Below are 23,918 nucleotides of genomic sequence, written 5' to 3' on the forward strand. Positions count from 1 at the left end.
GGCCTGTATACAGGCTGTCTGTGGAGGGGGTTCCTTTTTTCTGCAGGTCAGATGATGACATAAAAATCGACTGATTTTTTTTTTGTAACTGGTGTGTATGGTATCATGAGAGTAAAGGTAATTGAAGGATTGACGATACGATACGTGAGGTGCTGGAATGGACAAGTTTATTCTCATAGATGGTAATAGCATTATTTACAGGGCGTTTTTTGCAATGCCGCCGTTAACGAACTCGAAAGGTTTGCACACCAATGCGGTATACGGTTTTACCACGATGTTACTGCGGTTACTGGAAGAACATAAACCGACACATGTGATGGTGGCATTTGATGCAGGTAAAGTCACGTTCCGACATGAAGGTTATCAGGAATATAAGGGTGGCCGGGAGAAAACACCACCGGAGTTGTCAGAGCAATTTCCACTCCTGAAAGAGCTGCTTCAAGGCTTGGGTATTGCCCAGTTTGAGCTTGCAGGATTTGAAGCGGATGACATTATCGGAACATTAACAAAACGGGCAGATGAAGCGGGAAGACAGGTTCTCGTTGTGTCGGGTGACAAAGATATGTTGCAGCTCGCGTCTGAACATGTGCATATCGGGCTTACACGTAAAGGGGTCACCGAGATTGAGCTGTACGATCCTGCTCAGATTAAGGAGCGCTATGGTCTCACTCCGCTTCAAATTATTGATCTCAAAGGCCTGATGGGCGATACGTCTGACAATATCCCGGGCATTCCTGGTGTCGGAGAGAAGACGGCTTTGAAGCTGCTGCATCAGTTCGGCTCGGTTGAGGAAGTTCTAAACGGCACAGGTGAGCTGAAGGGGAAAATGAAAGAAAAGATTGAGGCTCATGCCGAAGATGCCCGTATGAGCAAGCAGCTTGCCACGATTCATCGTGAAGTTCCATTGGAGCAAACGTGGGAAGATATGCAGTTCGCCGGATTAAAAGAGGAACTGGCAGGCCCGGCTTTGGCCAAGCTCGAATTCAAGTCTTTGCTTGAACGTCTGTCTTTCCGTGGAAGTGTAGCTTCTGAACAGGAAGCCGTACCAGCTGCTGCGGTGGAATCGTCCATTGCAACAGAAGAAACGATTAGTGATCTGTTCGGCTCACTCGGATCCATTGATGTGCTGCATGTGGAGACACATGGCGATAACCCGCATCAGGCAAAACTGATTGGACTTGCTGTAGGTTCAGCCGGAACCTATACATTCCTGTCTCCCGAGCTGCTTCAGTCTGAAGCAGCAGCTCCAGTACGAGAATGGCTCGGTAATGCAGAACAACCCAAGCGAGGATATGACCTGCATCGTGTTGACCTGGCGCTGCATGCGCATGGGATTGAGTTTGCAGGAGCGTCCTTTGATGTGCAGCTGGCTGCCTATTTGCTTGATCCAACCGAATCGAATCAGACAATTAGCGGCCTGACTACGAAGTATGGTCTGCCTTCCCTTGTTGAGGATGATACGGTTATGGGCAAAGGTGCAAAATACAGGGTGCCTGAGGCAGATATACTCGGAGATTTTCTGTGTCGTAAAGCAGCCGCAGTAGCAGCGATTATTCCACTCCAGGAGCAGGCGCTGGAGAGCAATGAGATGAACGCACTCTTCCATGACCTGGAGATGCCTTTGTCACGTATTCTTGCTGATATGGAGAAACAGGGCATTAAGGCTAATACGGCAGATTTGCAGGCTTTGGGCAGTGAGTTCGAAGAAAATATAAGCAGGTTGATGGCGGAAATCTACAAGCTTTCCGGTACGGAATTCAATCTGAATTCACCGAAGCAACTGGGTGAGATTTTATTCGATAAACTCGGTCTGCCTGTGGTGAAGAAAACAAAGACAGGGTACTCTACAGACGCCGAAGTATTGGAGAAGCTGGCTCCTTATAACGATGTCGTCAAGCACATTCTGCAATATCGTCAACTTGCCAAGCTGCAATCCACATATGTAGAAGGACTGCTCAAAGAGATTTCAGAGAAGGATGGCAAAGTGCATACGTACTATCGGCAGACGATTGCAGCTACCGGACGTCTGAGCAGCCAGTTCCCGAACTTGCAGAACATTCCAATTCGTATGGAGGAAGGACGTAAAATCAGGAAGGTGTTTGTTCCTTCCGAACCGGGCTGGTCTATCCTGGCAGCAGACTATTCGCAGATCGAACTGCGCGTACTCGCCCATATTTCAGATGATGAGCGGCTGAAGGAAGCTTTTGTCCAGGACATGGATATCCATACGAAGACGGCCTCAGATGTGTTTGGTGTGAAGCCAGAAGAGGTGGATGGAGACATGCGTCGTTCTGCAAAGGCGGTTAACTTCGGGATTGTATACGGCATCAGTGATTACGGCCTTTCGCAGAACCTGCACATCACGCGTAAGGAGGCGGCACAGTTCATTGATCAATACTTTGAAGTGTTTCAGGGTGTGCGCCGATACATGGACGATATTGTGAAGGAAGCGCGTCAGGATGGTTATGTCAAAACGCTGCTGGAACGTCGTCGTTATCTGCCAGAAATCAATGCAAGCAACTTTAACCTGCGTTCCTTTGCGGAACGGACAGCGATGAATACGCCGATTCAGGGAACTGCGGCAGATATCATCAAGCTTGCCATGGTACAGATGGATGAAGCGCTGCGTGAACGCAAGCTGAAGAGCCGTATGCTGCTTCAGGTGCACGATGAGCTTGTATTCGAAGTGCCTGCGGATGAGCTGGAACTGATGAAAGAATTGGTTCCTTCAGTGATGGAAAACGCATTGGAGCTGTCTGTGCCGCTGAAAGCGGAAGTCAGCTACGGGGAAAACTGGTACGAGGCTAAATAATGGATCCCCAGCGGGTTTTCCGTTATTTTACAATCTGTTTTTCAACTGTTTTTGACACAAGAAGGGGTCCCGCTGAGCGCTATCTTCCGTTATAATGTAGGGGAGGTGAGAACATCATGCCGGAATTACCGGAAGTCGAAACAGTCAGAAGAACATTGAATCAACTTATTGTTGGCAAGACCATTGACTCAGTTACCGTTAGCTTGCCGCGGATTATTCAGCGGCCGGACGACATAGATGCATTTGCAATGGAACTTGCGGGACATACCGTGATCGGTGTGGAGCGCAGAGGCAAGTTTTTGCGTATTTTGCTGGACGGGCTGGTGCTCGTCTCCCATCTGCGGATGGAAGGAAGGTACGGGGTATACAAACAGCATGAGGAAGTGGAGAAGCATACCCATGTCATCTTCCACTTTACCGATGGAACAGAACTACGGTATAAGGATGTGCGTCAATTCGGTACAATGCATCTCTTCAATGCTGGGGAAGAACTGATATCCAAACCTTTGTTAAAATTGGGGCTGGAGCCGCTTGATCCCGCGTTTACTGTGGCTGCATTCCGTGATGCTGTTGGCAAACGGACAACCAAAATTAAGGCAGTGTTGTTAAATCAGGCATATGTGGTCGGCATCGGGAATATCTATGTGGACGAGGCTTTGTTCCGCGCAGGCATTCATCCAGAGACCATTGCCAAGACATTGACAGAAGCGCAGCTAACCGTGCTGCATGAAGCGATCGTAGCTACGCTGCAGGATGCGGTGAATGCAGGTGGCTCCTCCATTAAGTCCTATGTTAATGGGCAGGGCGAGATGGGAATGTTCCAGCATCAGTTGAAAATATATGGACGCAAATCTGAACCTTGTGCAACTTGTGGCACATTAATCGAGAAGAGCGTAGTAGGCGGCAGGGGCACGCATTATTGTCCGAAGTGTCAGCCGCTGCTCTAAATCGGTGATGGGTTTGGCAGCATGAACGAAATCGTTAAATTGTAGCACCCTTGGACTCCTCCCTCCATATACTGATATGGCAGAAATAAGCGGGCGTATACCTATACTGGCAGCCGCCGGTTGGAACGAGTTCCGCACAGGGGAGGAATGCGGGGTGCTGCATCATTTTATTTCATTACTGGCGCTTGCTTTGGCGCTTAGTTTAGATGGTTTTGGAGTCGGGATTACATATGGGCTGCGGAGGACTAAAATTCCGCTGTTATCCATTGTCGTCATTTCCATCTGTTCGGGTCTGGTTATTGCGTTATCCATGCAAGTAGGTGTACTTCTGTCCCATGTGGTATCTCCGGATGCGGCTTCGATTGTTGGAGCGGTTATTCTGATCGGTATTGGCGCATGGTCGTTGCTGCAACTGATTCGAAAACGAGGCAAGGAACAGCTGGAAACAGACAACGGATTGTGTGAGGGAGCAGGAACAATTCGAAGTGGTGCGCAATCCCCACAAGAAGCTCAGTCGAAAGGCAGAAATCAGGTGCTCGCGCTTGAGCTTGAGCAATCGGCTTCTGGAGGATCTCTGGAACGAATGGTCTTTACACTTGAGCTGCGGAAGCTGGGGGTAGTCATTCAGATTCTGCGTAGCCCCTCAAAGGCGGATATGGACAATTCGGGAAGTATATCCGTTCAAGAAGCGATGTGGCTTGGTATTGCTCTTTCTCTGGATGCTTTCGGCGCAGGATTGGGGGCCGCCTTATTGGGATTCCCGACCTTGTGGACTGCACTAGTTATTGCGTTGTTTAGCGGGGTATTTCTGTCATTGGGCATGAGGGTTGGGTTGCGATTTGCTGCACTGAGTTGGATGCGAAGATTATCCGTGCTACCTGCGCTTTTATTAATGATTATGGGAATAATGAAGTTGTTGTGAGGTGAAATAATGAATATTGGCTTAACCGGCGGGATCGCGACAGGCAAAAGTAGTGTTTCCGCCTTTCTCGCCAGTAAGGGAGCGTTGCTCATTGATGCAGATGTTATTGCCCGGGAAGTCATGATGCCCGGGCATCCCATTCTGGCTGCGGCTGTTCAGCGGTTCGGACAAGCCATATTGAATGAGGACGGAACACTAGATCGGAAAAAGCTGGGCAGTATTGTGTTTCAGGATCCAGAGGAACGCAAAGCGCTGGAGGCTATTACACATCCTGCAATCCGCAAGGAGATGCGTGAACGTGCTGCGATATACGAGCTTGAACATCCGGACAAGCTTGTCGTATCGGATATTCCGTTATTGTACGAGTCAGGGCTGGAAGAAGGCTTTGAAGAAGTGATGGTTGTATATGTCCCCAGGTCCGTGCAGCGGGAACGACTGATGAGCCGAGACGCAATGACAGTGGAGCAAGCAGATGCCCGTATTGACGTACAGATGGACATTGAAGACAAGAAGCAGCGGGCTGACGTGGTTATTGATAACAGCGGCTTGTGGTCAGAGACGGAGCAGCAAATTATTTCATTTTTGCATCGTAAAGGTCTATTATGAGATTGCTGCGTAAAAAACGGGTATTGTTGTTGATGTTTGTGTCTTTTGTATTGGTGCTGTTCCTGAATACGAACTGGATGTCATGGTTCTATCCGATTCATTATAAGGAAGAGATTCGTGCACAGTCTCAGAGTTATGAGGTTGATCCGTTTCTTATAGCCTCCATCATCAAGGTGGAAACCAATTTTAAGACAAGCAAAGAATCCAAGAGAGGGGCCATTGGGCTGATGCAGCTTATGCCCGACACCGCGAACTGGATTATGGAGCAAGCCAAAATTCCGGGCACCTCATTGGAAGAATTAAAGCACGAGCCTGAAAGAAATATCCAGTTGGGTACCTGGTATCTACGTAATCTGTCCGATCAATTTGACGGGAATGAAACGGCTATGATTGCTGCGTACAATGCTGGTCCGGGCAAAGTAAACTCATGGCTGAGGGATGGTGTTTGGGACGGCTCGTTTGAGACGGTCAAGGATATTCCGTTTGGTGAGACCCGGCACTATGTACAACGCGTTATTTATTATTATAATCAATATGTAAAGATCTATAATACGTTCTAAGAGAAGACATTCTAGGCATGGTCCAAAATAAGTAGAAGCACCGAGCAGACCGGTTATTCACCGGCCGCTCCATGCTCCTCTGTATTACCGTATTACGATGCAGATATTATTGGTATTGACCTGCCAATTGCTGTTCTGCAATTGTTACCAGACGCTTCGTGATGTATCCACCGATCGAACCGTTCTCGTAAGAAGTCATGTTACCTTGGTATCCGTCTTGTGGAATGCTGATTCCGAGTTCTTGAGCAACTTCATATTTCATTTGCTCGAGAGCTGCGGTAGCTTTAGTTACCACCAGGTTGTTGGAGTTACCATTGCTTTGTGCCATTGCTGTTCACCTCCTCGCGGTTGGTAAAAGTATTATGTGTCGCCAATACGATTTTCATAACTAAATGATTACAGGGAATTTGTGGTAAAAGTAAAACATGGGAAGTGATCTGAATTGAAATGTCCTTATTGCGCCTATCTGGGCACCAAGGTGCTTGATTCAAGGCCGGCCAATGAATCGAAATCGATTCGTCGTCGTCGTGAGTGTGAGCAGTGTGCCAGAAGATTTACAACTTTTGAAATGATTGAAGAAACACCGCTGATCGTTATCAAGAAGGATGGCAGTCGGGAGGAGTTTAGCCGGGACAAGATTCTTCGTGGTCTAATACGAGCGTGTGAGAAACGTCCGGTTTCGGTCGAGACGTTGGAGATGATGGTATCCGAGACGGAGAAGTCCCTGCGAAATACAGCGGATGCTGAAGTAGAGAGCCGCCAGATTGGCGAACTGCTGATGGAACAGTTGTTTCCTGTGGATGAAGTAGCTTATGTACGCTTCGCTTCGGTGTATCGCCAATTCAAAGACATCAATATGTTCATGAAAGAATTGAAATCCCTGTTGTCCAAAGAAGACATCGAGGATTAATGAAGCGGGTAAGGGAGAAGAGCAATCTGGGGTTACCGTAACGTGTGTTCCAGTAAAAAGGATGTTCTTCTCCAATCACTTTAAATCCAACAAAAAGTTGTTGACAGCCAAAGCTGTATTTTATATGATATAGGAGTCGCCTGCGGAATGAAGCAGAGATGGACAACCGTTTACATTCATATTTTGGGGCCTTAGCTCAGCTGGGAGAGCGCATCGCTGGCAGCGATGAGGTCAGGGGTTCGATCCCCCTAGGCTCCATAACTAAAAAAACCGCTAAACACAAGGATTTCCGAGTGTTTGGCGGTTTTTTTCTATGCATGCTTATTACATCGGAAACAAGCCTGTAGTTCACGTTCTAATGGGCCGGATACGGCATTTTATTCTCGATCTGGTCGTATTAATCTGGACAGCGTGTAAAACTGATGTTATATTGTTTCTGTAAGAAACAATATAATTCGCATATGAAATTATTGTCGCTGTAAGCTTTATGGATACTGTATGAAGAGTGTGTATCAACAAAATGGCTCAAGTCGGTTATGCGGGTTGATGCTTGAGCACAATGAAAGGATGGAATGAATGATGAACCATGTCGAGACAACAATTGAATCTTTTGACGGAACTCAGCTTTATTTTAGCAGAAATATTGTAAGCGGTGCCAAGGCAGCCGTGGTCATTGTTCATGGCTTGTGTGAGCATGCCGGACGCTATGATTATTTGACCGATAAACTAAACAAACGTGGTTTTAACGTATATCGTTTTGACCATCGTGGTCATGCAAGATCAGAAGGGAGGCGTACGTTCTACAGTGATTTTCATCAGATCATTGATGATGTAAATGTGGTTGTTGAAGCAGCCTTGCAAGAGAGCGGCGACATTCCGCTTTTTGTCATTGGGCATAGTATGGGTGGCTTCGCAACCTCTTCATTTGGAACGAAATATCCAGGTAAAGTAAAAGGGATTGTTCTATCCGGAGCGTTAACTCGTTACAATACGAAGGTTGCCGGAGAATTGCCACTTGATCTTCCCCCGGGCACGTATTTTCCCAATGAGCTTGGTAGCGGCGTATGCAGTGATCCGGAGGTTGTATCCGCTTACGTGAATGATCCGCTCGTAGAAAAGCAGATTTCCGTGGATTTGTTTAATAGCCTGGGGAATGGAGTGGCCTGGTTAAAAACACATTCGAAGCAGTTTGTTGATCCTGTACTTGTTCTGCATGGAGCAAACGACGGGCTGGTGAGCGAACAGGATTCGCGCGACTTTTACGGTGATATTGCCTCAACCGATAAAACGCTGAAAATATATGCACATCTCATGCATGAAATATTTAATGAACCTAATCGGGATGAAGTCATAGAGGAAGCGATCACATGGATTGAAAAACATATTTAAATTCAGTACATTGGAATAGAGAGATAGAGACACTCTGAAGGTGAAAGGGATTATTCATGAAATTAGACTGGATGGGCGACCATCGGGAACTTATTGAAAAGATCATCAAGTATGGTAATGCATACTCAAACACGTATAAGCTGCAGCGAAGTTATGGTACGAATATGACGTTCTCCGCTTCGCAGATTCAGACGCTGGAGTACATTCTGGAAGCGGAGGACAAGGAAGAAAAAATGTCGGAAATGGCAGCACGACTAGGCGTGAGCCGCAGCACGTTTTCCAAAAATGTGAAGGTTCTAACGGAAAAAGGATTACTCGAAAAATACCATTTAAGTGGAAATCGCAAGGACATTTATGTCAAACCTTCGGCCAATGGACGCGACGCGTATGCCCAATATACTGAATTTGTTCGTGATCTGTGCTTTGATGATATTTTTCAGTATGCTGATACGATTTCAGAGGCTGACAAGAAAAGCTTTATACGCATTATGGATTTGTTTGCCGATGTGTTGCTCTGGTATGGTGAAAAAGAACAGGAACCGCGAAAGCTCATCAAAATTGATGCGAATCGTGATTAAGAAGGGCACATCATGTATTGAAAGTTGAATAAGTCATTACTAGGTTAAGTGAATACTTTTGATGGTCATAGTCCTGTCATGTAGACAGGACACAGGACTGTCAGACAACATTGAAGCTGCGACGGTTTCCCAGTAGTACTGGGGAACGGTCGTTTATTTATTATCCATTCTGAAACTTTTACTTTGGGAAGAATGTACTCCGGATGAATCAGCAATGCTAAAATAAAGAGGTATAGCCAATTTAACCGTGTAGAATGAGCTGAAATTAGAGTCATTACCCGCCCGGTAAGAGTCACGGAGGATCAGAAAATGAACAACTCGGAATGGGCAGAGTCCTATTTTCCAATATATACAGCAGACAGCATTCAATCATTGTACAGCACATCAACGATGCCGATACATCAAATCCATGAAAATCTGACGGTTCTGATGGCCGTTGCCAGTGGGAAAGGTACACTTCGTATTAACGATGAACTTTACGAACTTGTCGAAGGCATGGTCATTCTTATTCCGGCCAAGAGGGATGCTGTCATACAGACCGATCTGACGCATCCTCTTCATCTGTATACACTCTCCATCAGCACGCAGGAACAGACCAGGTCATTGCCTACGGGAACGATGGGACGGCCAAGTGTGTTAGCGGCAGAACCCTCTGTTCAGATCTTTCCGTCTGAACCAGCAATGGCTGCACAGCTTGAAGAGCTGTATATTCATCGTTTACCTGGTAACGAAGTCAGGCATATGCGCAACCAGATTCTTTTTCATCAGGTGCTTATGAGTTTGTTGGAGCGAATGGAACTAAGATATGCAGCCAGTGAGCAGCCGTCCATGGAACGCAGTATTACATATATGGAGCACCATTATAATGAGAAAATAACAACCGATAGACTTTCCGAAATTGCGGGGGTCAGTCGTTCTCACTATTCCATTCTATTTAAGCAGCTAACCGGATTCACCCCCAATGAATACCTTTCACGCTTGCGTGTTCACCGGGCCAAAGAATTATTAATTAGCGGGACCGCTTCCCTTCGTGAGATTGCGCTGAAGGTCGGATACAAGGATGAATTCTATCTTAGCCGCCGCTTCAAGCAGCAGACGGGAGAGAGCCCTTCAGGTTACATGCGCCGCAGGCCATATCAACGTGTGGCTGTGTGGTGTGCACCTTATGCAAGCCATATGATGTTACTTGGCCTGGAACCAACGATTATCATCTCGGAAAGCAGCGAATATGTGAGTATAGAGGGGATGCCTCCACCTCAAACGATACGTTTTATCCATTCTGACAGCTCACCTGAGCTAGTAAAATCCGTATTGCTGGACAATGATATTGAACTCATTATCGCAGCAAATCTTCATCTATCCCTGAATGGATTAAGCGCTGACCGCCTTCGATCTGTCGCTCCCATTGCCGAAATTGCATGGATGGAGCTCGGTTGGAAAGAGCATCTGCGTTTCATTGCACAAGCGGTCCAGAGAAGTGAGAGGGCAGAGCAATGGCTGGCAGATTTTGAAAAGGAGGAACAGCAGGCACGCGAAGCAATACTGCAGACTGAGCTTGTGAATCAGACGCTGACCATTCTCGTTATCAAACCGGATACCCTGCAGATTTATGGAATCCGGAATGTCGGATATGTGATGTATCAATCACTCGGATTACGTCCTCCGGCCAGGATTGCCCAGGAAATACAGAGGTATGGCGATCAATTTCATTCGGTTTCTATCCAGCTGTCTGAGCTTCAGGATTACGAAGGCACGCGTATGCTCGTCATTGTTTTTCCAGATGAAAAAGGCTCAAAGGCACATTCAGAAAGTATATTTAGCTCGGAATATTGGAATGGACTTGAGGCTGTTCAACAAAATCGGGTCGTTCATCTGGAACAGGAAGAGTGGATACCCTACAATCCGGTTTCCATTCGGCTACAGCTTGGGCGGGCGTTAACCCTATGGACAGGCATCCAATAATCCAAAGGTTTTCTCAAACAAAAAGGCATGGTTAGGTTCTTCCTGCATGCCTATAATTAGCTATTGTAATGAGAATGATTTTCATATTCAAAGAAAAAAGGGAGAGAGTCATCTGATGAGAAAGCTATTTGTTCCATTTATATTGGTTCTGGTTTTATTGCTTAGCGCTTGTGGAAGCAATTCAGCCAAAGATACAACGGAGAATGCAGCTGCATCCAACGAATCCACTTCTTCGAACACGGATGCAGCAGGTTCTTCATCCGAGTCAGATTCGGGCACGTTTACTTATCAATCGGAGACAGGTCCTGTGGAAGTTCCTTCCCACCCGCAACGTGTGGTTGTGCTGACCCGATTCCTGACAGGAAATGTGATGGCACTGGATGTGCCGCTGGTTGGTGTGGATGAAATGTCCAAGGAGAACCCGAATTTCAAAGAAAAACTGGCGAATACAGAGGCCGTTACCGACGAAAGTCTGGAGAAAATTATTGAGTTGAACCCGGATCTGATTATTGGACTGTCTGATATCAAGAATATCGATAAGTTGAAGCAAATTGCTCCAACAGTCACCTATACATATGGTAAGGTGGACTTCCTTAAGCAACAACTGGAGATCGGAAAGCTTGTGAACAAAGAAAAGGAAGCACAGGCCTGGGTGGACGATTTTGATGCCCGAAGTAAAAAAGTAGGGGAAGAAATCAAAGCCAAAATTGGCGCCAATGCAACCGTATCCGTTATTGAAACGTTCAATAAACAACTTTATGTTTATGGTGAAAAATTCGGGCGTGGCACGGAAATACTGTATGATCAATTCGGTTTAGGTATGCCAGATAAGGTCAAGGAAGCTACCAAGAAAGACGGATTCTTTGCTGTATCAAACGAAGTGCTGAAAGACTACATGGGAGACTATGTCATTTTTAGTAAAAATGCCGATGAAGACAACTCGTTCCAGAATACCGAAACATACAAGAACATTGAGGCGGTAAAAAATAATCGGGTATTTGAAGCCGATGCCAAAGCTTTCTACTTCAATGATCCACTGAGCATGGAATACCAGCTGGAATTCTTTATCCAACATTTTCTTGGCAAGTAAACATGGAATACGATGAAAAATAGACGACTTCCTTTTCGGTTTGCAACCAAGCTGCTGGGTAGTGTACTCGTACTTATCGTGTGCTTTATCACCGCTATGATGTTTGGCGCAGAAGAAACGACATTCCGCAATCTGTGGCTGACCCTGACCTCTGCGACCAAGAGCGATAATATTCTTATCCTGCGAGAGATCAGACTTCCGCGGGAACTGGCTGCCATGCTGATCGGTGCAGCTCTTGCCGTCTCCGGAGGCATCATGCAGGGAATTACTCGCAATCCACTGGCCGATCCTGGACTGCTGGGCTTGACTTCAGGCGCAAATATGGCACTAGCCCTGGCGTTTGTATTCATGCCATCGCTCGGATATTTTGGGATTATGGTCGCTTGTTTTGTTGGTGCCGCACTTGGTGCAGTATTGGTTATTGTGCTCGGCTCGATGCGGAGAGGCAGCTTGTCTCCCATCCGTGTGGTGTTGGCGGGGGCTGCGGTATCTGCTTTTATGTATGCCATCTCGGATGGCATCAGTATCTTTTTCAAAATTTCCAAGGATGTGTCCATGTGGACTTCGGGAGGACTCATCGGGACGACATGGGGCCAGATTCAAGCCATAGGGCCTGTCATACTGATTGGTTTAGCCGTAGTTCCGTTCCTCTCCAACCAAATCAATATTCTAAGTCTGAGCGATGAAGTGGCGACTGGATTGGGACAAAGGCTTGTACTCGTTAAAACCGTCCTGTTCCTACTGGTCATCGTGCTTACGGGAGCGTCGGTTGCTTTGATCGGTAATATGGCCTTTGTCGGATTAATGATTCCCCATATTGTCCGCAAAATCGTTGGCACGGACTATCGATATATTATCCCCGTATCCATTTTTGCCGGAGCATCGTTTATGCTGCTTGCCGAAACGCTGGGACGAACGATTAATGCACCTTACGAAACACCAGTGGTCGCTATTGCTGCGATGCTTGGTTTACCGTTCTTCCTGCTCGTAGTGCGTAGAGGGGGCAAAGTGTTCTCATGACGATGTCTGCACGAATTCGCAAGCAACGACTGATTCTTCTGATCTGTTTGTTGCTGATTTCCATTACGGCTGTGGTAGGTATGAGCTGGGGATATTCTTCATTATCCTTCAAAAGGGTCATTCCGGTGTTATTTGGTCAAGGTACATTCAAAGAAGATTTTGTTCTGTTTTCTGTCCGATTGCCCCGCATTTTTATTACGTTATTGTCCGGCATGGCGCTTGCGCTGTCAGGCTCCATTTTGCAGAGTGTTACGCGTAATGACTTGGCCGATCCAGGCATCATCGGGATCAATTCCGGTGCAGGTGTTGCCGTTGCGATCTTCTTTCTGTATTTCCCGATTGAACCTGGTACGTTCGTTTATATGTTGCCGTTAGCTGCTTTTATAGGTGCATTGCTGACTGCGGCGCTGATCTATGTGTTCTCCTATAGCCGATCAAAGGGACTTGATCCCATAAAAATGGTGCTGGTCGGGGTTGGATTTTCGATGGCGCTGTCAGGCATCATGATTGTCATCATATCTTCAGCTGAACGCTCCAAAGTTGATTTTATTGCCAAATGGATATCCGGTAACATATGGGGGGCGGACTGGCCGTTCATATGGGCTTTGCTGCCTTGGCTGATTATCTTGATCCCGCTTACCTTGTTTAGAACCAGACGGCTTGATTTGCTGGGGCTAAATGAAGAAACGGCAATCGGAGTGGGGTTAAAGCTGGAGCGGGAACGTCTGGTACTTATTGTGATTGCTGTTGCCGCCGCTGCTTCTGCTGTATCGGTTACAGGTGGAATCGCCTTTATCGGTCTAATGGCTCCGCATATCGCCAAAGCGCTGGTCGGTCCACGCAACTCGTTATTTATTCCTGTTGCGGTTCTGCTTGGGGGCTGGCTTCTGTTAATCGCCGATACCGTGGGGCGTAATCTGGTTGATCCTGACGGGATTGCCGCAGGAATAATGGTTTCCCTGATCGGTGTGCCTTATTTTGTATATTTGTTATTGAAAAAGTAATCCCAAAAAACGTTAGACTATTTGAATACTTAGCTTATCAGGTTATCTTTTGTCGTTAAGACGAGGGATAGCCTTTTTATTTGAGTTTTGACGGGGTGCTACCTAAACGTACTTATAGATCCATTCTAGTTTACTAACGTGAAGCTCAAACTAACCGGTATGACTTGATTCCTGTGATAAGATAAACTAAGCCCAACTTAAACTGATGCCAAAAGAGAGCAGGTGGAATGTTGATCACAGATGTGGATCATTTAGCTTTAATATTTGCAGAGAACTCTTTGAAAATAGATGGAATCAATCGATTAGTTTTGCAGCCCAATAGCATATTGCGTGAATTCAGAACGTTAAATTATGGATTTCTTTTTGTGATACGGGGAGAAGCCAGCATGTCAGTGAATGGAACGATATACGAGCTACAGCCCGGGTCTGTTTTTCATGCAGCACCAGGCATGCAGTTGGACTCACAAGTAAATGGCCATTCGGAGTATGAATACTATTTGCTGTTTTATAGTTTTGTTCAATTGGAAAAGGTCGACGGTGTGCCAGAATGCAACTCTCATTTCAAATTGGACTCTGGGGCCAATCCAAGGGTGGTAGAATTACTGGTTATGCTGCAAGAACAACTGCACTCGGAAAGGGGGATTGGCAAACTTCGAGTCAAGGAATTATTTATAAGCATCATGGTTTTGGTTTTTACAGGCTGCATTCAACGGAAAAGTATAACTTCGCCGAGTGAAAAGGTGATTGAGCAAGCCATCTCATATATTCATGGACATTACATGAATTTGCTGACACTCGATGAGTTAGCAGAGCTGCATGGTATGAGTTCCAAGCGTTTCTCCTACTTTTTCCATAAATACACGGGGTTCCGTCCCATCGACTATGTCATTCATTATCGCATGGAGAGGGCAGGTGAATTGCTGAAATCAGGTAATTACCTGATTCGAGATGTAGCAATCAGTGTTGGTTATACCAATCCGCTCTATTTCAGTAGAGTCTTTAAAAAGAAATTTGGTATTTCTCCTTCGGAATATGCACACAGTGATAAAGCTTTCATTAGACAATAATACATCTCAAATTGGTGAATTGTGCATTTGCATTTCTAATGATCCTTGCTATAGTAATGAATGATAATGAGAATCATTATTATAAAGGTTTGGAAGGTTAATAGAGGTGAACACATAAAAGATCCATATTCTCTCGAAGTATCCTCGGCCGTTCCAACCATGTAGCAATAAATTGGACAAGATTGTTGGACAAAACCAATTCGGAAATGAGGGTATACCAGTCAGCGAGACATCCGTACCCGGCATTTTTGCTGCGGGAGATATTTTGCACCATGAAGGAAAGCTTCATTTGATCGCAGGAGCGTTCCAGGACGCTGCCAATGCTGTGAACAAAGCCAAATTGTACGTGGCACCCGAAGCCAATACACACGGGATGGTTTCCTTGCACAATGACTTGTTTACACAGAAAAGCCGTGAGCTGATGAAACATCTATACACCAAATAAAATAAACAAACTTCAATGGTCGTCATAAAGTTTTTGATTCAACGATCAAAAAAACCGCTCACCCGTCAATATGACGAGGAGCGGTTTCTAATTCACAAGCCGCCGATTTTTTCGGCCTGCTTAATTAATTGTAAGATTCGTATTTTAGTGTTTGACCGCTTCGCCAGCGAATACTTCCACGTTCATTGGAGCGGCCATGAATGCTGCTGCTTGTTGAACGAAAGCCTGGAAATGGGCGCTTGCATTATGGGAAGCTGTAGCTGCTTCGTCTTTCCACAGCTCAATCATCGTGTACTTTTGTTCTTGTTCAGTACTTTTCGCAAGCTCGTAGCTGATGTTGCCCTCTTCATTGCGTGTTGCTGCAATCAGTTCTTTGGCTGCTGCCAAAAAAGCTTGTTCCTGGTCTGGTTTAACTTGCAAGTGAGCGTGAATGATAATCATAATATTAAAACCTCCATTAGTGTAATTAGAATGTTGTTATTGGTTCTAAACGTATAAGGTGTTTGCACAAGTAAAACTTTGCCTGATATTATGCCCAAGTCGTAATTTTCTCAACAGGCAGACGGTAGGAAGGGTGACCTTCTTTGGCCGATTTACCGATCGAGATTAGCATTACTGGTTGATAACGGTCTTTATCCATACCGAAAGTCTCAGCGATTTGATCTTTCTCATAACCACCGATCGGGTTAGTATCATAGCCATGAGCACGTGCAGCGAGCATCAATTGCATAGAAGCCAAACCTGCGTCAATCAGATTGACATCGCGAAGAGCGGAAGCGGGCATATTATCGTAGTATGGTTTAACAGCTTGCATTTGCATATCTTTGACTTCTTGTGGCATGTAACCAAGCTCAACAGCTTTGCTGAAGATTTCGTCCATGTGTTCCGCATTGTTCATGTCAATGAACACACCAATAACAGCGGCAGAAGTCAGTACTTGATTCTGATTGAATTTGGCAAGAGGAGCAAGCTTTTCTTTCCCTTCAGCCGTATCTACAACCAGAAAACGCCATGGTTGCATATTAACCGAAGAAGGTGCGCGCGAAGCTTCAGCCAAAATTTCGGTCATTTCTTCACGGCTGATTTTGACTTCAGGATCGTATAGTTTTACAGACCGACGGCCGTAAGTAATTTCGTTATAATCATTTATCTTTTGAAAAGTGCTTTGGAATGTACTCATGTATGGTTCTCTCCTCTATATGGGTTTAGAAATTGTTTTGCATACGTTCCAGGAAATTAGCAAGAAGATGAACTTCTTCTTCACTAAAATCCTGTAAAATCTGATGTATAAAATTGGTTTTCTCAATTTTATACCCTTCAATTTGCTTCCTTCCTTCATCCGTAAGGCGAACAAAGGTAACTCGGTTGTCTTCCGGATTTTTACGTCTGGTGACCATCGAATCGGCTTCAAGCTGCTTCAGATGGCGAGTAATCGCCGCACTGTCGATATTAATGATTTTTTGCAACATGGATTGATTAATCTCGTCAACCTGATCCAGCTCATGCAAAATTTCAAAGCGTGATGAGCTGATGCCCGTACAGCGTTCGAACTTGGGACTAATTTTGTTGCCGAGTGCATTCAACAGGTTGATAATTTGCTCTTCCTTGGAAACAATTCGTGTCATGACTAGACCTCCCGGGTGAATCTGGACATGAACAACGGCTTAGGTAATACCATTAGAATGTTGCCTTTGTATAATGCCATTGCTGCATAAAATTGTTGGATACCTCAATCATTGATACCTCAATCATTGATGGCTCAAATAATATATCATGCCTTTTTTGATTTTGCAACCCGAACTTATATGTAAAATCATGCGTTTGAATTCAGAATTATATAGAACTCTAGATAAGTTAATATGCCCGGAGGTGGGGGAGAATATCGAGTCTTATTGTGATTGAGATTTGGTGAACGAACTGAGGGAATCGCTATCCGGAAAAAAGTACGATGATTATTTTATTTTGGCAGACGGCATGTTGTGTAATATGTCTACTGCATTGGATATGTCTTAGCTTAAGGAGAGATAGAAAATAAATTGTACCCCTGTATAGGAAATTTTAAGAGGGATTGCCCTTTTTTTATTTTAGTTATTGATCAATCACTAAATATGCGTTATAGTGATTTCAATAAGTAATTGATCAATAACTAATTGAAAGAGGTTGATAAGAAATGAAAAGAGCAATCGTGGTTGGAGCAACAGGCGGAACAGGTGCAGCAATTACAGAGGAATTGATTCAACGTGGCATTCCTACAATTATATTTGGCCGCTCACGTCAAAAACTGGAGCAGCTTGCTGTGCGGCTGGGATCTCCACATCATCTGCAGATCGCTGTCGGCGATGCGTTTCAATCTGAGGATATTATAGCTGCTTCCCAAGATGTAGACGTGATGTTTCACTGCGCGAACGTCCCGTATAACGAGATGGAAAGCAGATTGATTCCATTGGGGGAATCCGTTATGGAGGCGGCGGAACATTTAGGCTTGAAGGTGGTTGTCATAGATGGAATTTATCCATATGGCAGAAGACAAATGAGAGAAGTAACTGAAGAACATCCGAAGCAGCCGCATACACGAAAAGGAAAGACTCGACTTGCTTATGAACATATGTTGTTTAGCAGCAAATGGCGCACTGCTCAAGTGATGATTGTTCGCTTACCTGATTATTATGGCCCTTCTGGCAATCAGGCTTCTTACCTTGGATCAACGCTTGAAGCAATTGCAGAAGGGAAAATGGCTTTTTTTATTGGGAATATGAAAACGCCGCGAGAATATATCTATTTACCTGATGCAGCGGTCATGATTGTGGAGCTGGCGAGTCGGGATGATGCTTATCGGCAAAACTGGAATATCCCTGGTGCTGGCGTAATATCGGGCAAGGAAATCGTACGTATTGCACAACAGGCGGCAGGTACTGCGAAACCGGTAATAGCACTTGGCAAAACAGGACTTTCGTTGCTTGGATTGGCCGTACCGGTAATGAAAGAAATTGTTGAAATGTTATATTTGACAGAAGAACCTCTGCTTTTGAGTAAGAAGAAATACGAGACCAACATAGGGCCGGTGAAAATGACTTCTTTTGAAGAAGGGATTGCACAGACGATGGGAGAGCTGCAAAAGAAGTAAGTATTTTATGCGGTTGTTTATGATTGATCAATCAATAATAAAGGAGAGAATTAAGGGGGATGATCTAAATCCAAATGGTGAATGTTGACACTTCAATAATGGGCGGTGCGCAAAACCTGTCCCAGACATAGAGTGTAGTACTGCAAAGCGGAAAATAGATACGTTGTACAAGGAGGGGGATTTTCTTGTGAGCTATATATCCAAAAAGGAGCGCAAAATTTCCTCAATCAGTACAGCCAGACGTAAATTAAAGAAAACAGGCACTCGCGTTTCTAAAACATTAGAAGTCAAACGTAAATCCAAAAAGAAGCTTGCCGATAAAAAGAAAAGAGCTGTCAAATCCAGATGTCTTGTGCTTCGTGGACCGAGGGGATTAAGAGGGTTTCGGGGAAAATCAGGAGCAATCGGTGCTACGGGAACCCCAGGGGCTATGGGAATAACAGGCAAGATGGGTAACACGGGAGCTACTGGCTCGATAGGATTAACCGGATCAACCGGAATACAAGGACTCATTGGAGTAACAGGTACAACAGGTTCGACGGGAATTACTGGAGATCCAGGAATGACGGGGGTGACTGGGGCAACAGGAGCCACTGGAGCTACGGGCTCAGCTGGAGTAACAGGAACCACAGGTACGACAGGGATAACCGGGGCCTCGGGAGTAACAGGTGCAACCGGCATTGGAATTACTGGAGTAACAGGAACCACAGGTAGCACTGGAGTGACTGGCACTACAGGTATAACTGGTGCCACGGGTGATCCAGGGGTAACAGGTGCAACCGGAACAACCGGTCCAACAGGTGTGACAGGAACTTCAGGAATCACAGGCAGTACGGGCTCGACAGGGATAACTGGAGCAACCGGTGCGACAGGATCAACGGGAACAGGAACAACAGGAGCTACTGGTGTTACAGGATCTACGGGTTCTACTGGGGTAACTGGTGTGACCGGCTCAACGGGAACCACTGGAGCTACTGGTGGAACGGGATCTACTGGGGTAACCGGTGAGACAGGCGCAACCGGAACAGGAAGCGCAGGGGCCACTGGTTCCACGGGCTCAACGGGTGCAACCGGAGCCACAGGAGAAACAGGCGTAACAGGCGTAACAGGAACAACAGGAGCAACTGGTGCCACCGGCGCGACAGGGACAACTGGGATAACGGGAGTAACAGGTGCCACAGGAATAACCGGAGCCATGGGAGAAACAGGAGTAACAGGTGCAACGGGTATTGGAACCACGGGGTCCACTGGCGTTGCAGGATCTACGGGTGAAACTGGAGTGACAGGAGCAACTGGACCTACTGGTGCAACTGGGGGAACTGGGGGAGTCGGTGCGACAGGTGCCACAGGAACGGGAACAACCGGAGACACTGGAGCTACAGGTTTAACCGGTACAACAGGCGCAACGGGAATTACCGGAGCCACGGGAGTAACAGGAACAACTGGGGCCACCAGCGCGACGGGTTCAACAGGTGTAACTGGTGCAACAGGCGCAACGGGAATAGGAACAACCGGAGCCACGGGTGCAACGGGTTCAACGGGTACGACAGGAGCAACCGGTGCGACAGGTGCCACGGGAACGGGAACAACTGGTGCCACCGGAGCAACGGGGCTTACTGGGATAACCGGTCCGACAGGAGCAACTGGGGTCACTGGAGTAACCGGTCCGACAGGAGCAACCGGAACTACTGGAGCAACGGGGATTAGTGGTGTGACAGGTGCAACGGGATCTACGGGTTTAACTGGCGCAACAGGGCTTACTGGAGTAACTGGCGTAACAGGGGCAACGGGAATAGGAGCTACGGGGGCCACAGGGTCGACGGGATTTACTGGAGTAACCGGCACAACCGGAGCAACCGGAGCTACTGGTGCAACAGGGTTTACTGGAGTAACTGGCGCAACAGGCGTAACGGGAATAGGAGTTACGGGGGCCACAGGGTCGACAGGATTTACTGGAGTAACCGGCACAACCGGAGCAACTGGTGCCACCGGCGTGACAGGAACAACTGGGATAACGGGTGTAACAGGTGCCACAGGAACAACTGGGGTCACTGGTGCTACAGGATCTACGGGTGTAACCGGAGTGACAGGAGCAACCGGAACGGGAACAACTGGAGCCACTGGTGCAACAGGGTCTACTGGAGCAACGGGAATTAGTGGTGTGACAGGTGCAACGGGTATAACAGGTGCCACAGGAACGGGTATTACCGGAGCCACGGGAGTAACAGGAACAACTGGAGTAACAGGCGCAACAGGCGCCACTGGTGCGACAGGATCGACTGGGGTCACTGGAGCTACAGGATCTACGGGTGTAACCGGAGTGACAGGAGCAACCGGAACGGGAACAACTGGAGCCACAGGCTCAACGGGTGTAACTGGAGTAACCGGTCCGACAGGTGCAACGGGGACGGGAACAACTGGTGCCACCGGCGCGACGGGTTCAACTGGAGTAACGGGTGGAACGGGAACAACCGGAGCTACTGGAGCAACGGGGATTAGTGGTGTGACAGGTGCAACGGGAATAGGAACAACTGGGGCCACCGGTGCGACGGGTTCAACGGGTGTAACGGGTACGACAGGCGCAACCGGAACCGGCACAACAGGAGCTACCGGTGTAACAGGAGTAACAGGGGGAACCGGTGCGACAGGTGCAACGGGAACGGGAACAACTGGGGTCACTGGAGTAACCGGTCCGACAGGAGCAACCGGAACTACTGGAGCAACGGGTATAACTGGTGCGACAGGCGTAACTGGAGTAATCGGTCCAACAGGTGCAACGGGGATTAGTGGTGTGACAGGTGCAACGGGAACAACTGGTGCCACTGGTTCGACGGGCTCAACGGGTGTAACTGGCGCAACGGGAATAGGAGCTACCGGAGCCACTGGTGCAACAGGATTTACGGGTGTAACCGGAGTGACAGGCGCAACCGGAACAGGAACAACTGGGGCTACTGGTGCAACAGGGTCTACTGGAGTAACCGGTGTGACAGGAGCAACGGGAACGGGAACAACTGGGGTCACTGGAGCCACAGGCTCAACTGGGGTCACTGGAGCTATAGGCTCAACGGGTGTAACTGGAGTAACCGGTCCGACAGGTGCAACGGGGACGGGAACAACTGGGGCCACCGGCGTGACGGGTTCAACGGGTACGACAGGTGCAACGGCAACAGGAGCCACCGGTGCTACGGGATCTACGGGTGTGACAGGTGCGACCGGTGCGACAGGTGCCACGGGAGCGGGAACAACTGGGGTTACTGGAGCCACAGGCTCAACTGGAGTAACTGGTCCGACAGGTGCAACCGGAACAGGAGCCACTGGAGCCACCGGCGCGACGGGTTCAACGGGTGTAACGGGTGCGACAGGCGCAACCGGAACAGGAACAACCGGGGTCACTGGAGCTACAGGCTCAACTGGAGTAACCGGTGCGACAGGTGCAACGGGAACGGGAATAACTGGGGCCACCGGCGCCACAGGATCTACGGGTGTAACCGGAGTGACAGGCGCAACCGGCACAGGAACAACTGGGGCTACTGGTGCAACAGGGTCTACTGGAGTAACCGGTGTGACCGGTGCAACGGGAACGGGTACAACTGGGGCCACCGGCGCGACGGGATTTACTGGAGTAACCGGTACAACAGGAGCTACTGGTGCAACAGGAGTAACAGGGGTAACCGGTGCGACAGGTGCCACGGGAGCGGGAACAACTGGGGTCACTGGAGCCACAGGCTCAACTGGAGTAACCGGTCCGACAGGTGCGACAGGTGCAACGGGTATAACAGGTGCCACAGGAACGGGTATTACCGGAGCCACGGGAGTAACAGGCGCAACAGGCGCCACCGGCACAGGAACAACTGGAGCCACTGGTGCGACAGGGTCTACTGGGGTCACTGGAGTGACCGGAGCTACTGGAGCAACGGGGATTAGTGGTGTGACAGGTGCAACGGGATCTACGGGTTTAACCGGTGCGATAGGTGCAACGGGAACAGGAACAACTGGGGCCACTGGCGCGACGGGAATAGGAACAACCGGCGCCACGGGTGCAACGGGTGTAACTGGTACCACCGGCGCGACAGGATTAACTGGGGTAACGGGTGTAACAGGTGCGACAGGCGCAACCGGGATCACTGGAGCTACAGGCTCAACGGGTTTAACAGGTACGACAGGCGCAACCGGCACAGGAACAACTGGGGCCACTGGTTCGACGGGCTCAACGGGTGTAACTGGCGCAACGGGAATAGGAGCTACCGGAGCCACTGGTGCAACAGGATTTACGGGTGTAATCGGAGTGACAGGCGCAACCGGCACAGGAACAACTGGGGCCACCGGTGTGACGGGTTCAACGGGTACGACAGGTGGAACGGGAACAACTGGGGCCACTGGTTCGACGGGCTCAACGGGTGTAACTGGTGCAACAGGGTCTACTGGAGTAACCGGTCCGACAGGCGCAACCGGAACGGGAACAACTGGAGCAACGGGTGTAACTGGTGCGACAGGAGCAACTGGTGCGACAGGAGCAACTGGGGTCACTGGAGCTATAGGCTCAACGGGTGTAACGGGTGCGACCGGAACAGGAACAACTGGAGCCACGGGAACGGGAGCAACAGGCGCAACTGGGGCTACCGGTGCGACAGGAGTTACTGGATCCACGGGAGCCACAGGGGTAACAGGAGCATCAGGGCCCATTCTAGCTACACAAGGATTTTCTGCATTTTTGGCTAACCTATCAACAGCAGCCAGTACTCAGTTAACGAACTGGAGCACAGCAACTCCTTACTATGGCAATGCAAATTTTAATGCAACAACTGGCAATTACACGGTGCCCAACACCGGGACCTACTCGATTGTGGCAACAATCAACTTTTCTACAACTGCTGCAATTGCGATTTCGTTGGGAGCTGGGGTTAATCCAGCGTTTCTGGTGCAAAGAACATCCCCCACTACCACGACATTGGTCAATGGACTATTGCCAATCCTGAATATCAGTGTAACGCTGCTCACGTTGCGGGCAGTACTTGGTAGTGGAGAGGTAACGTTAGCTGCGCAGGTTGAGTTGAACGCAGGCGATGTGATTGGGTTGTTCTACGCGGCGAATGGGTTAACCATTACTCTGAACCTGGGGATCGGAACAACAAACGGTATTGTATGGTCGGTACACGAATTGACGTGAGGCATTAATTCTCCAGCACTCCACTTATTTGAAATAAAACAACACGAAGACAGATCCGGGTTGGATCGACCGTAATATCCAACCTGATCTGTCTTTTTTACATACAGGACAACGTCGTTAAAATTTGGTTTCGTTATAGTTAACAAGCATGTTAGTTATTTTTAGGTGTGGTGACAATAAATCTGCCGTGACCTTCAAAAAAATAACCTCAACTCATATAATAACGCTAATCCTATTGAAAATGATGTGAGGAATTGAGACGGAATCGTCGTCCATATCTATATAGCAAAGGAATTAAGCTACTTTCAACTTACG

General features: G+C 47.7%; 19 protein-coding genes, 1 tRNA gene and 1 pseudogene. 17 read left to right on the forward strand and 4 right to left on the reverse strand.

Annotation, left to right across the window (positions count from 1 at the left end):
• Positions 1-157: 157 nt before the first annotated feature.
• From polA to P5G61_RS06310, 5 genes are all read left to right on the forward strand, one after another.
• Positions 158-2,812 carry a DNA polymerase I gene (gene polA / locus P5G61_RS06290; protein ID WP_301245542.1) on the forward strand — a complete coding sequence of 885 codons (2,655 nt, stop codon included), beginning with the start codon at positions 158-160 and terminating at the stop codon, positions 2,810-2,812.
• Between the two features lie 116 nt (positions 2,813-2,928).
• Entirely contained in the window at positions 2,929-3,759 is an 831-nt protein-coding gene (gene mutM / locus P5G61_RS06295) for a DNA-formamidopyrimidine glycosylase (RefSeq protein ID WP_301245544.1), read from the forward strand.
• A gap of 154 nt (positions 3,760-3,913) precedes the next feature.
• Entirely contained in the window at positions 3,914-4,681 is a 768-nt protein-coding gene (locus tag P5G61_RS06300) for a manganese efflux pump (RefSeq protein WP_301245989.1), read from the forward strand.
• Positions 4,682-4,690: 9 nt separating this feature from the next.
• Entirely contained in the window at positions 4,691-5,287 is a 597-nt protein-coding gene (gene coaE / locus P5G61_RS06305; protein WP_301245546.1) for a dephospho-CoA kinase, read from the forward strand.
• The gene (locus tag P5G61_RS06310; RefSeq protein ID WP_301245548.1) at positions 5,284-5,847 is read left to right on the forward strand and encodes a lytic transglycosylase domain-containing protein; all 564 of its coding nucleotides are present in this window, start codon (positions 5,284-5,286) and stop codon (positions 5,845-5,847) included. The genes coaE and P5G61_RS06310 overlap by 4 nt, the downstream gene beginning before the upstream one ends.
• 106 nt (positions 5,848-5,953) lie before the next feature.
• Here the strand turns inward: P5G61_RS06310 and P5G61_RS06315 are convergent, their stop codons facing one another.
• Entirely contained in the window at positions 5,954-6,175 is a 222-nt protein-coding gene (locus tag P5G61_RS06315) for an alpha/beta-type small acid-soluble spore protein (protein ID WP_301245550.1), read from the reverse strand.
• Between the two features lie 114 nt (positions 6,176-6,289).
• Between P5G61_RS06315 and nrdR the strand changes: the two genes are divergently transcribed.
• From nrdR to P5G61_RS06365, 10 genes and pseudogenes are all read left to right on the forward strand, one after another.
• Positions 6,290-6,757 carry a transcriptional regulator NrdR gene (nrdR, locus tag P5G61_RS06320; RefSeq protein WP_301245552.1) on the forward strand — a complete coding sequence of 156 codons (468 nt, stop codon included), beginning with the start codon at positions 6,290-6,292 and terminating at the stop codon, positions 6,755-6,757.
• Between the two features lie 185 nt (positions 6,758-6,942).
• Positions 6,943-7,015: transfer RNA gene (locus P5G61_RS06325), tRNA-Ala, on the forward strand.
• Positions 7,016-7,336: 321 nt separating this feature from the next.
• Positions 7,337-8,146 (forward strand): alpha/beta hydrolase, encoded by an 810-nt coding sequence (locus P5G61_RS06330; protein ID WP_301245990.1) that lies wholly within the window; start codon positions 7,337-7,339, stop codon positions 8,144-8,146.
• Between the two features lie 56 nt (positions 8,147-8,202).
• Entirely contained in the window at positions 8,203-8,724 is a 522-nt protein-coding gene (locus P5G61_RS06335; RefSeq protein WP_301245554.1) for a MarR family winged helix-turn-helix transcriptional regulator, read from the forward strand.
• 309 nt (positions 8,725-9,033) lie between these two features.
• Positions 9,034-10,686 carry a helix-turn-helix domain-containing protein gene (locus tag P5G61_RS06340; protein WP_301245556.1) on the forward strand — a complete coding sequence of 551 codons (1,653 nt, stop codon included), beginning with the start codon at positions 9,034-9,036 and terminating at the stop codon, positions 10,684-10,686.
• 115 nt (positions 10,687-10,801) lie between these two features.
• Complete coding sequence (locus P5G61_RS06345) at positions 10,802-11,776, forward strand: iron-hydroxamate ABC transporter substrate-binding protein (RefSeq protein WP_301245558.1); 975 nt, start codon at positions 10,802-10,804, stop codon at positions 11,774-11,776.
• A 12-nt stretch (positions 11,777-11,788) separates the two neighbouring features.
• Positions 11,789-12,796, forward strand: a complete 1,008-nt coding sequence (locus P5G61_RS06350) for a FecCD family ABC transporter permease (protein ID WP_301245560.1) — start codon at positions 11,789-11,791, stop codon at positions 12,794-12,796.
• Complete coding sequence (locus P5G61_RS06355; protein ID WP_301245562.1) at positions 12,793-13,800, forward strand: FecCD family ABC transporter permease; 1,008 nt, start codon at positions 12,793-12,795, stop codon at positions 13,798-13,800. Before P5G61_RS06350 ends, P5G61_RS06355 begins: the two co-directional genes overlap by 4 nt.
• A 227-nt stretch (positions 13,801-14,027) precedes the next feature.
• On the forward strand, positions 14,028-14,867 hold the full coding sequence (locus tag P5G61_RS06360; RefSeq protein WP_363325728.1) for a helix-turn-helix domain-containing protein: 840 nt from the start codon (positions 14,028-14,030) through the stop codon (positions 14,865-14,867).
• Between the two features lie 211 nt (positions 14,868-15,078).
• Positions 15,079-15,312: pseudogene (locus tag P5G61_RS06365) on the forward strand (thioredoxin reductase); the annotation flags it as partial.
• 144 nt (positions 15,313-15,456) lie between these two features.
• Here the strand turns inward: P5G61_RS06365 and P5G61_RS06370 are convergent.
• The 3 genes from P5G61_RS06370 to P5G61_RS06380 form a co-directional block, all read right to left on the reverse strand.
• Entirely contained in the window at positions 15,457-15,753 is a 297-nt protein-coding gene (locus P5G61_RS06370) for a putative quinol monooxygenase (protein ID WP_301245563.1), read from the reverse strand.
• 88 nt (positions 15,754-15,841) lie between these two features.
• Positions 15,842-16,492 carry a nitroreductase family protein gene (locus P5G61_RS06375; protein WP_301245565.1) on the reverse strand — a complete coding sequence of 217 codons (651 nt, stop codon included), beginning with the start codon at positions 16,490-16,492 and terminating at the stop codon, positions 15,842-15,844.
• Positions 16,493-16,517: 25 nt separating this feature from the next.
• Positions 16,518-16,937 (reverse strand): MarR family winged helix-turn-helix transcriptional regulator, encoded by a 420-nt coding sequence (locus tag P5G61_RS06380; protein WP_301245567.1) that lies wholly within the window; start codon positions 16,935-16,937, stop codon positions 16,518-16,520.
• A gap of 545 nt (positions 16,938-17,482) precedes the next feature.
• On the opposite strand from P5G61_RS06380, the gene P5G61_RS06385 reads away from it, so the two are divergent.
• Together P5G61_RS06385 and P5G61_RS06390 are read left to right on the forward strand one after the other, a co-directional pair.
• Positions 17,483-18,436, forward strand: coding sequence for an NAD-dependent epimerase/dehydratase family protein (locus P5G61_RS06385; protein WP_301245569.1), 954 nt, complete (start codon positions 17,483-17,485; stop codon positions 18,434-18,436).
• 187 nt (positions 18,437-18,623) lie between these two features.
• The gene (locus P5G61_RS06390; protein WP_435874061.1) at positions 18,624-23,603 is read left to right on the forward strand and encodes a hypothetical protein; all 4,980 of its coding nucleotides are present in this window, start codon (positions 18,624-18,626) and stop codon (positions 23,601-23,603) included.
• The last annotated feature ends 315 nt before the right edge of the window (positions 23,604-23,918 follow it).

This window comes from Paenibacillus vandeheii (genome assembly GCF_030433635.1).
GTDB classification, from domain to species: domain Bacteria; phylum Bacillota; class Bacilli; order Paenibacillales; family Paenibacillaceae; genus Paenibacillus; species Paenibacillus vandeheii.

Coding starts and splice junctions, on each gene's coding strand:
- P5G61_RS06380 (WP_301245567.1), bottom strand. CDS start 16,937: ATGACACGAATTGTTTCCAAGGAAGAGCAAATTATCAACCTGTTGAAT.
- P5G61_RS06350 (WP_301245560.1), top strand. CDS start 11,789: ATGAAAAATAGACGACTTCCTTTTCGGTTTGCAACCAAGCTGCTGGGT.
- P5G61_RS06310 (WP_301245548.1), top strand. CDS start 5,284: ATGAGATTGCTGCGTAAAAAACGGGTATTGTTGTTGATGTTTGTGTCT.
- mutM (WP_301245544.1), top strand. CDS start 2,929: ATGCCGGAATTACCGGAAGTCGAAACAGTCAGAAGAACATTGAATCAA.
- P5G61_RS06360 (WP_363325728.1), top strand. CDS start 14,028: ATGTTGATCACAGATGTGGATCATTTAGCTTTAATATTTGCAGAGAAC.
- P5G61_RS06370 (WP_301245563.1), bottom strand. CDS start 15,753: ATGATTATCATTCACGCTCACTTGCAAGTTAAACCAGACCAGGAACAA.
- polA (WP_301245542.1), top strand. CDS start 158: ATGGACAAGTTTATTCTCATAGATGGTAATAGCATTATTTACAGGGCG.
- P5G61_RS06330 (WP_301245990.1), top strand. CDS start 7,337: ATGAACCATGTCGAGACAACAATTGAATCTTTTGACGGAACTCAGCTT.
- P5G61_RS06385 (WP_301245569.1), top strand. CDS start 17,483: ATGAAAAGAGCAATCGTGGTTGGAGCAACAGGCGGAACAGGTGCAGCA.
- P5G61_RS06345 (WP_301245558.1), top strand. CDS start 10,802: ATGAGAAAGCTATTTGTTCCATTTATATTGGTTCTGGTTTTATTGCTT.
- P5G61_RS06355 (WP_301245562.1), top strand. CDS start 12,793: ATGACGATGTCTGCACGAATTCGCAAGCAACGACTGATTCTTCTGATC.
- coaE (WP_301245546.1), top strand. CDS start 4,691: ATGAATATTGGCTTAACCGGCGGGATCGCGACAGGCAAAAGTAGTGTT.
- P5G61_RS06375 (WP_301245565.1), bottom strand. CDS start 16,492: ATGAGTACATTCCAAAGCACTTTTCAAAAGATAAATGATTATAACGAA.
- P5G61_RS06340 (WP_301245556.1), top strand. CDS start 9,034: ATGAACAACTCGGAATGGGCAGAGTCCTATTTTCCAATATATACAGCA.
- P5G61_RS06315 (WP_301245550.1), bottom strand. CDS start 6,175: ATGGCACAAAGCAATGGTAACTCCAACAACCTGGTGGTAACTAAAGCT.
- P5G61_RS06335 (WP_301245554.1), top strand. CDS start 8,203: ATGAAATTAGACTGGATGGGCGACCATCGGGAACTTATTGAAAAGATC.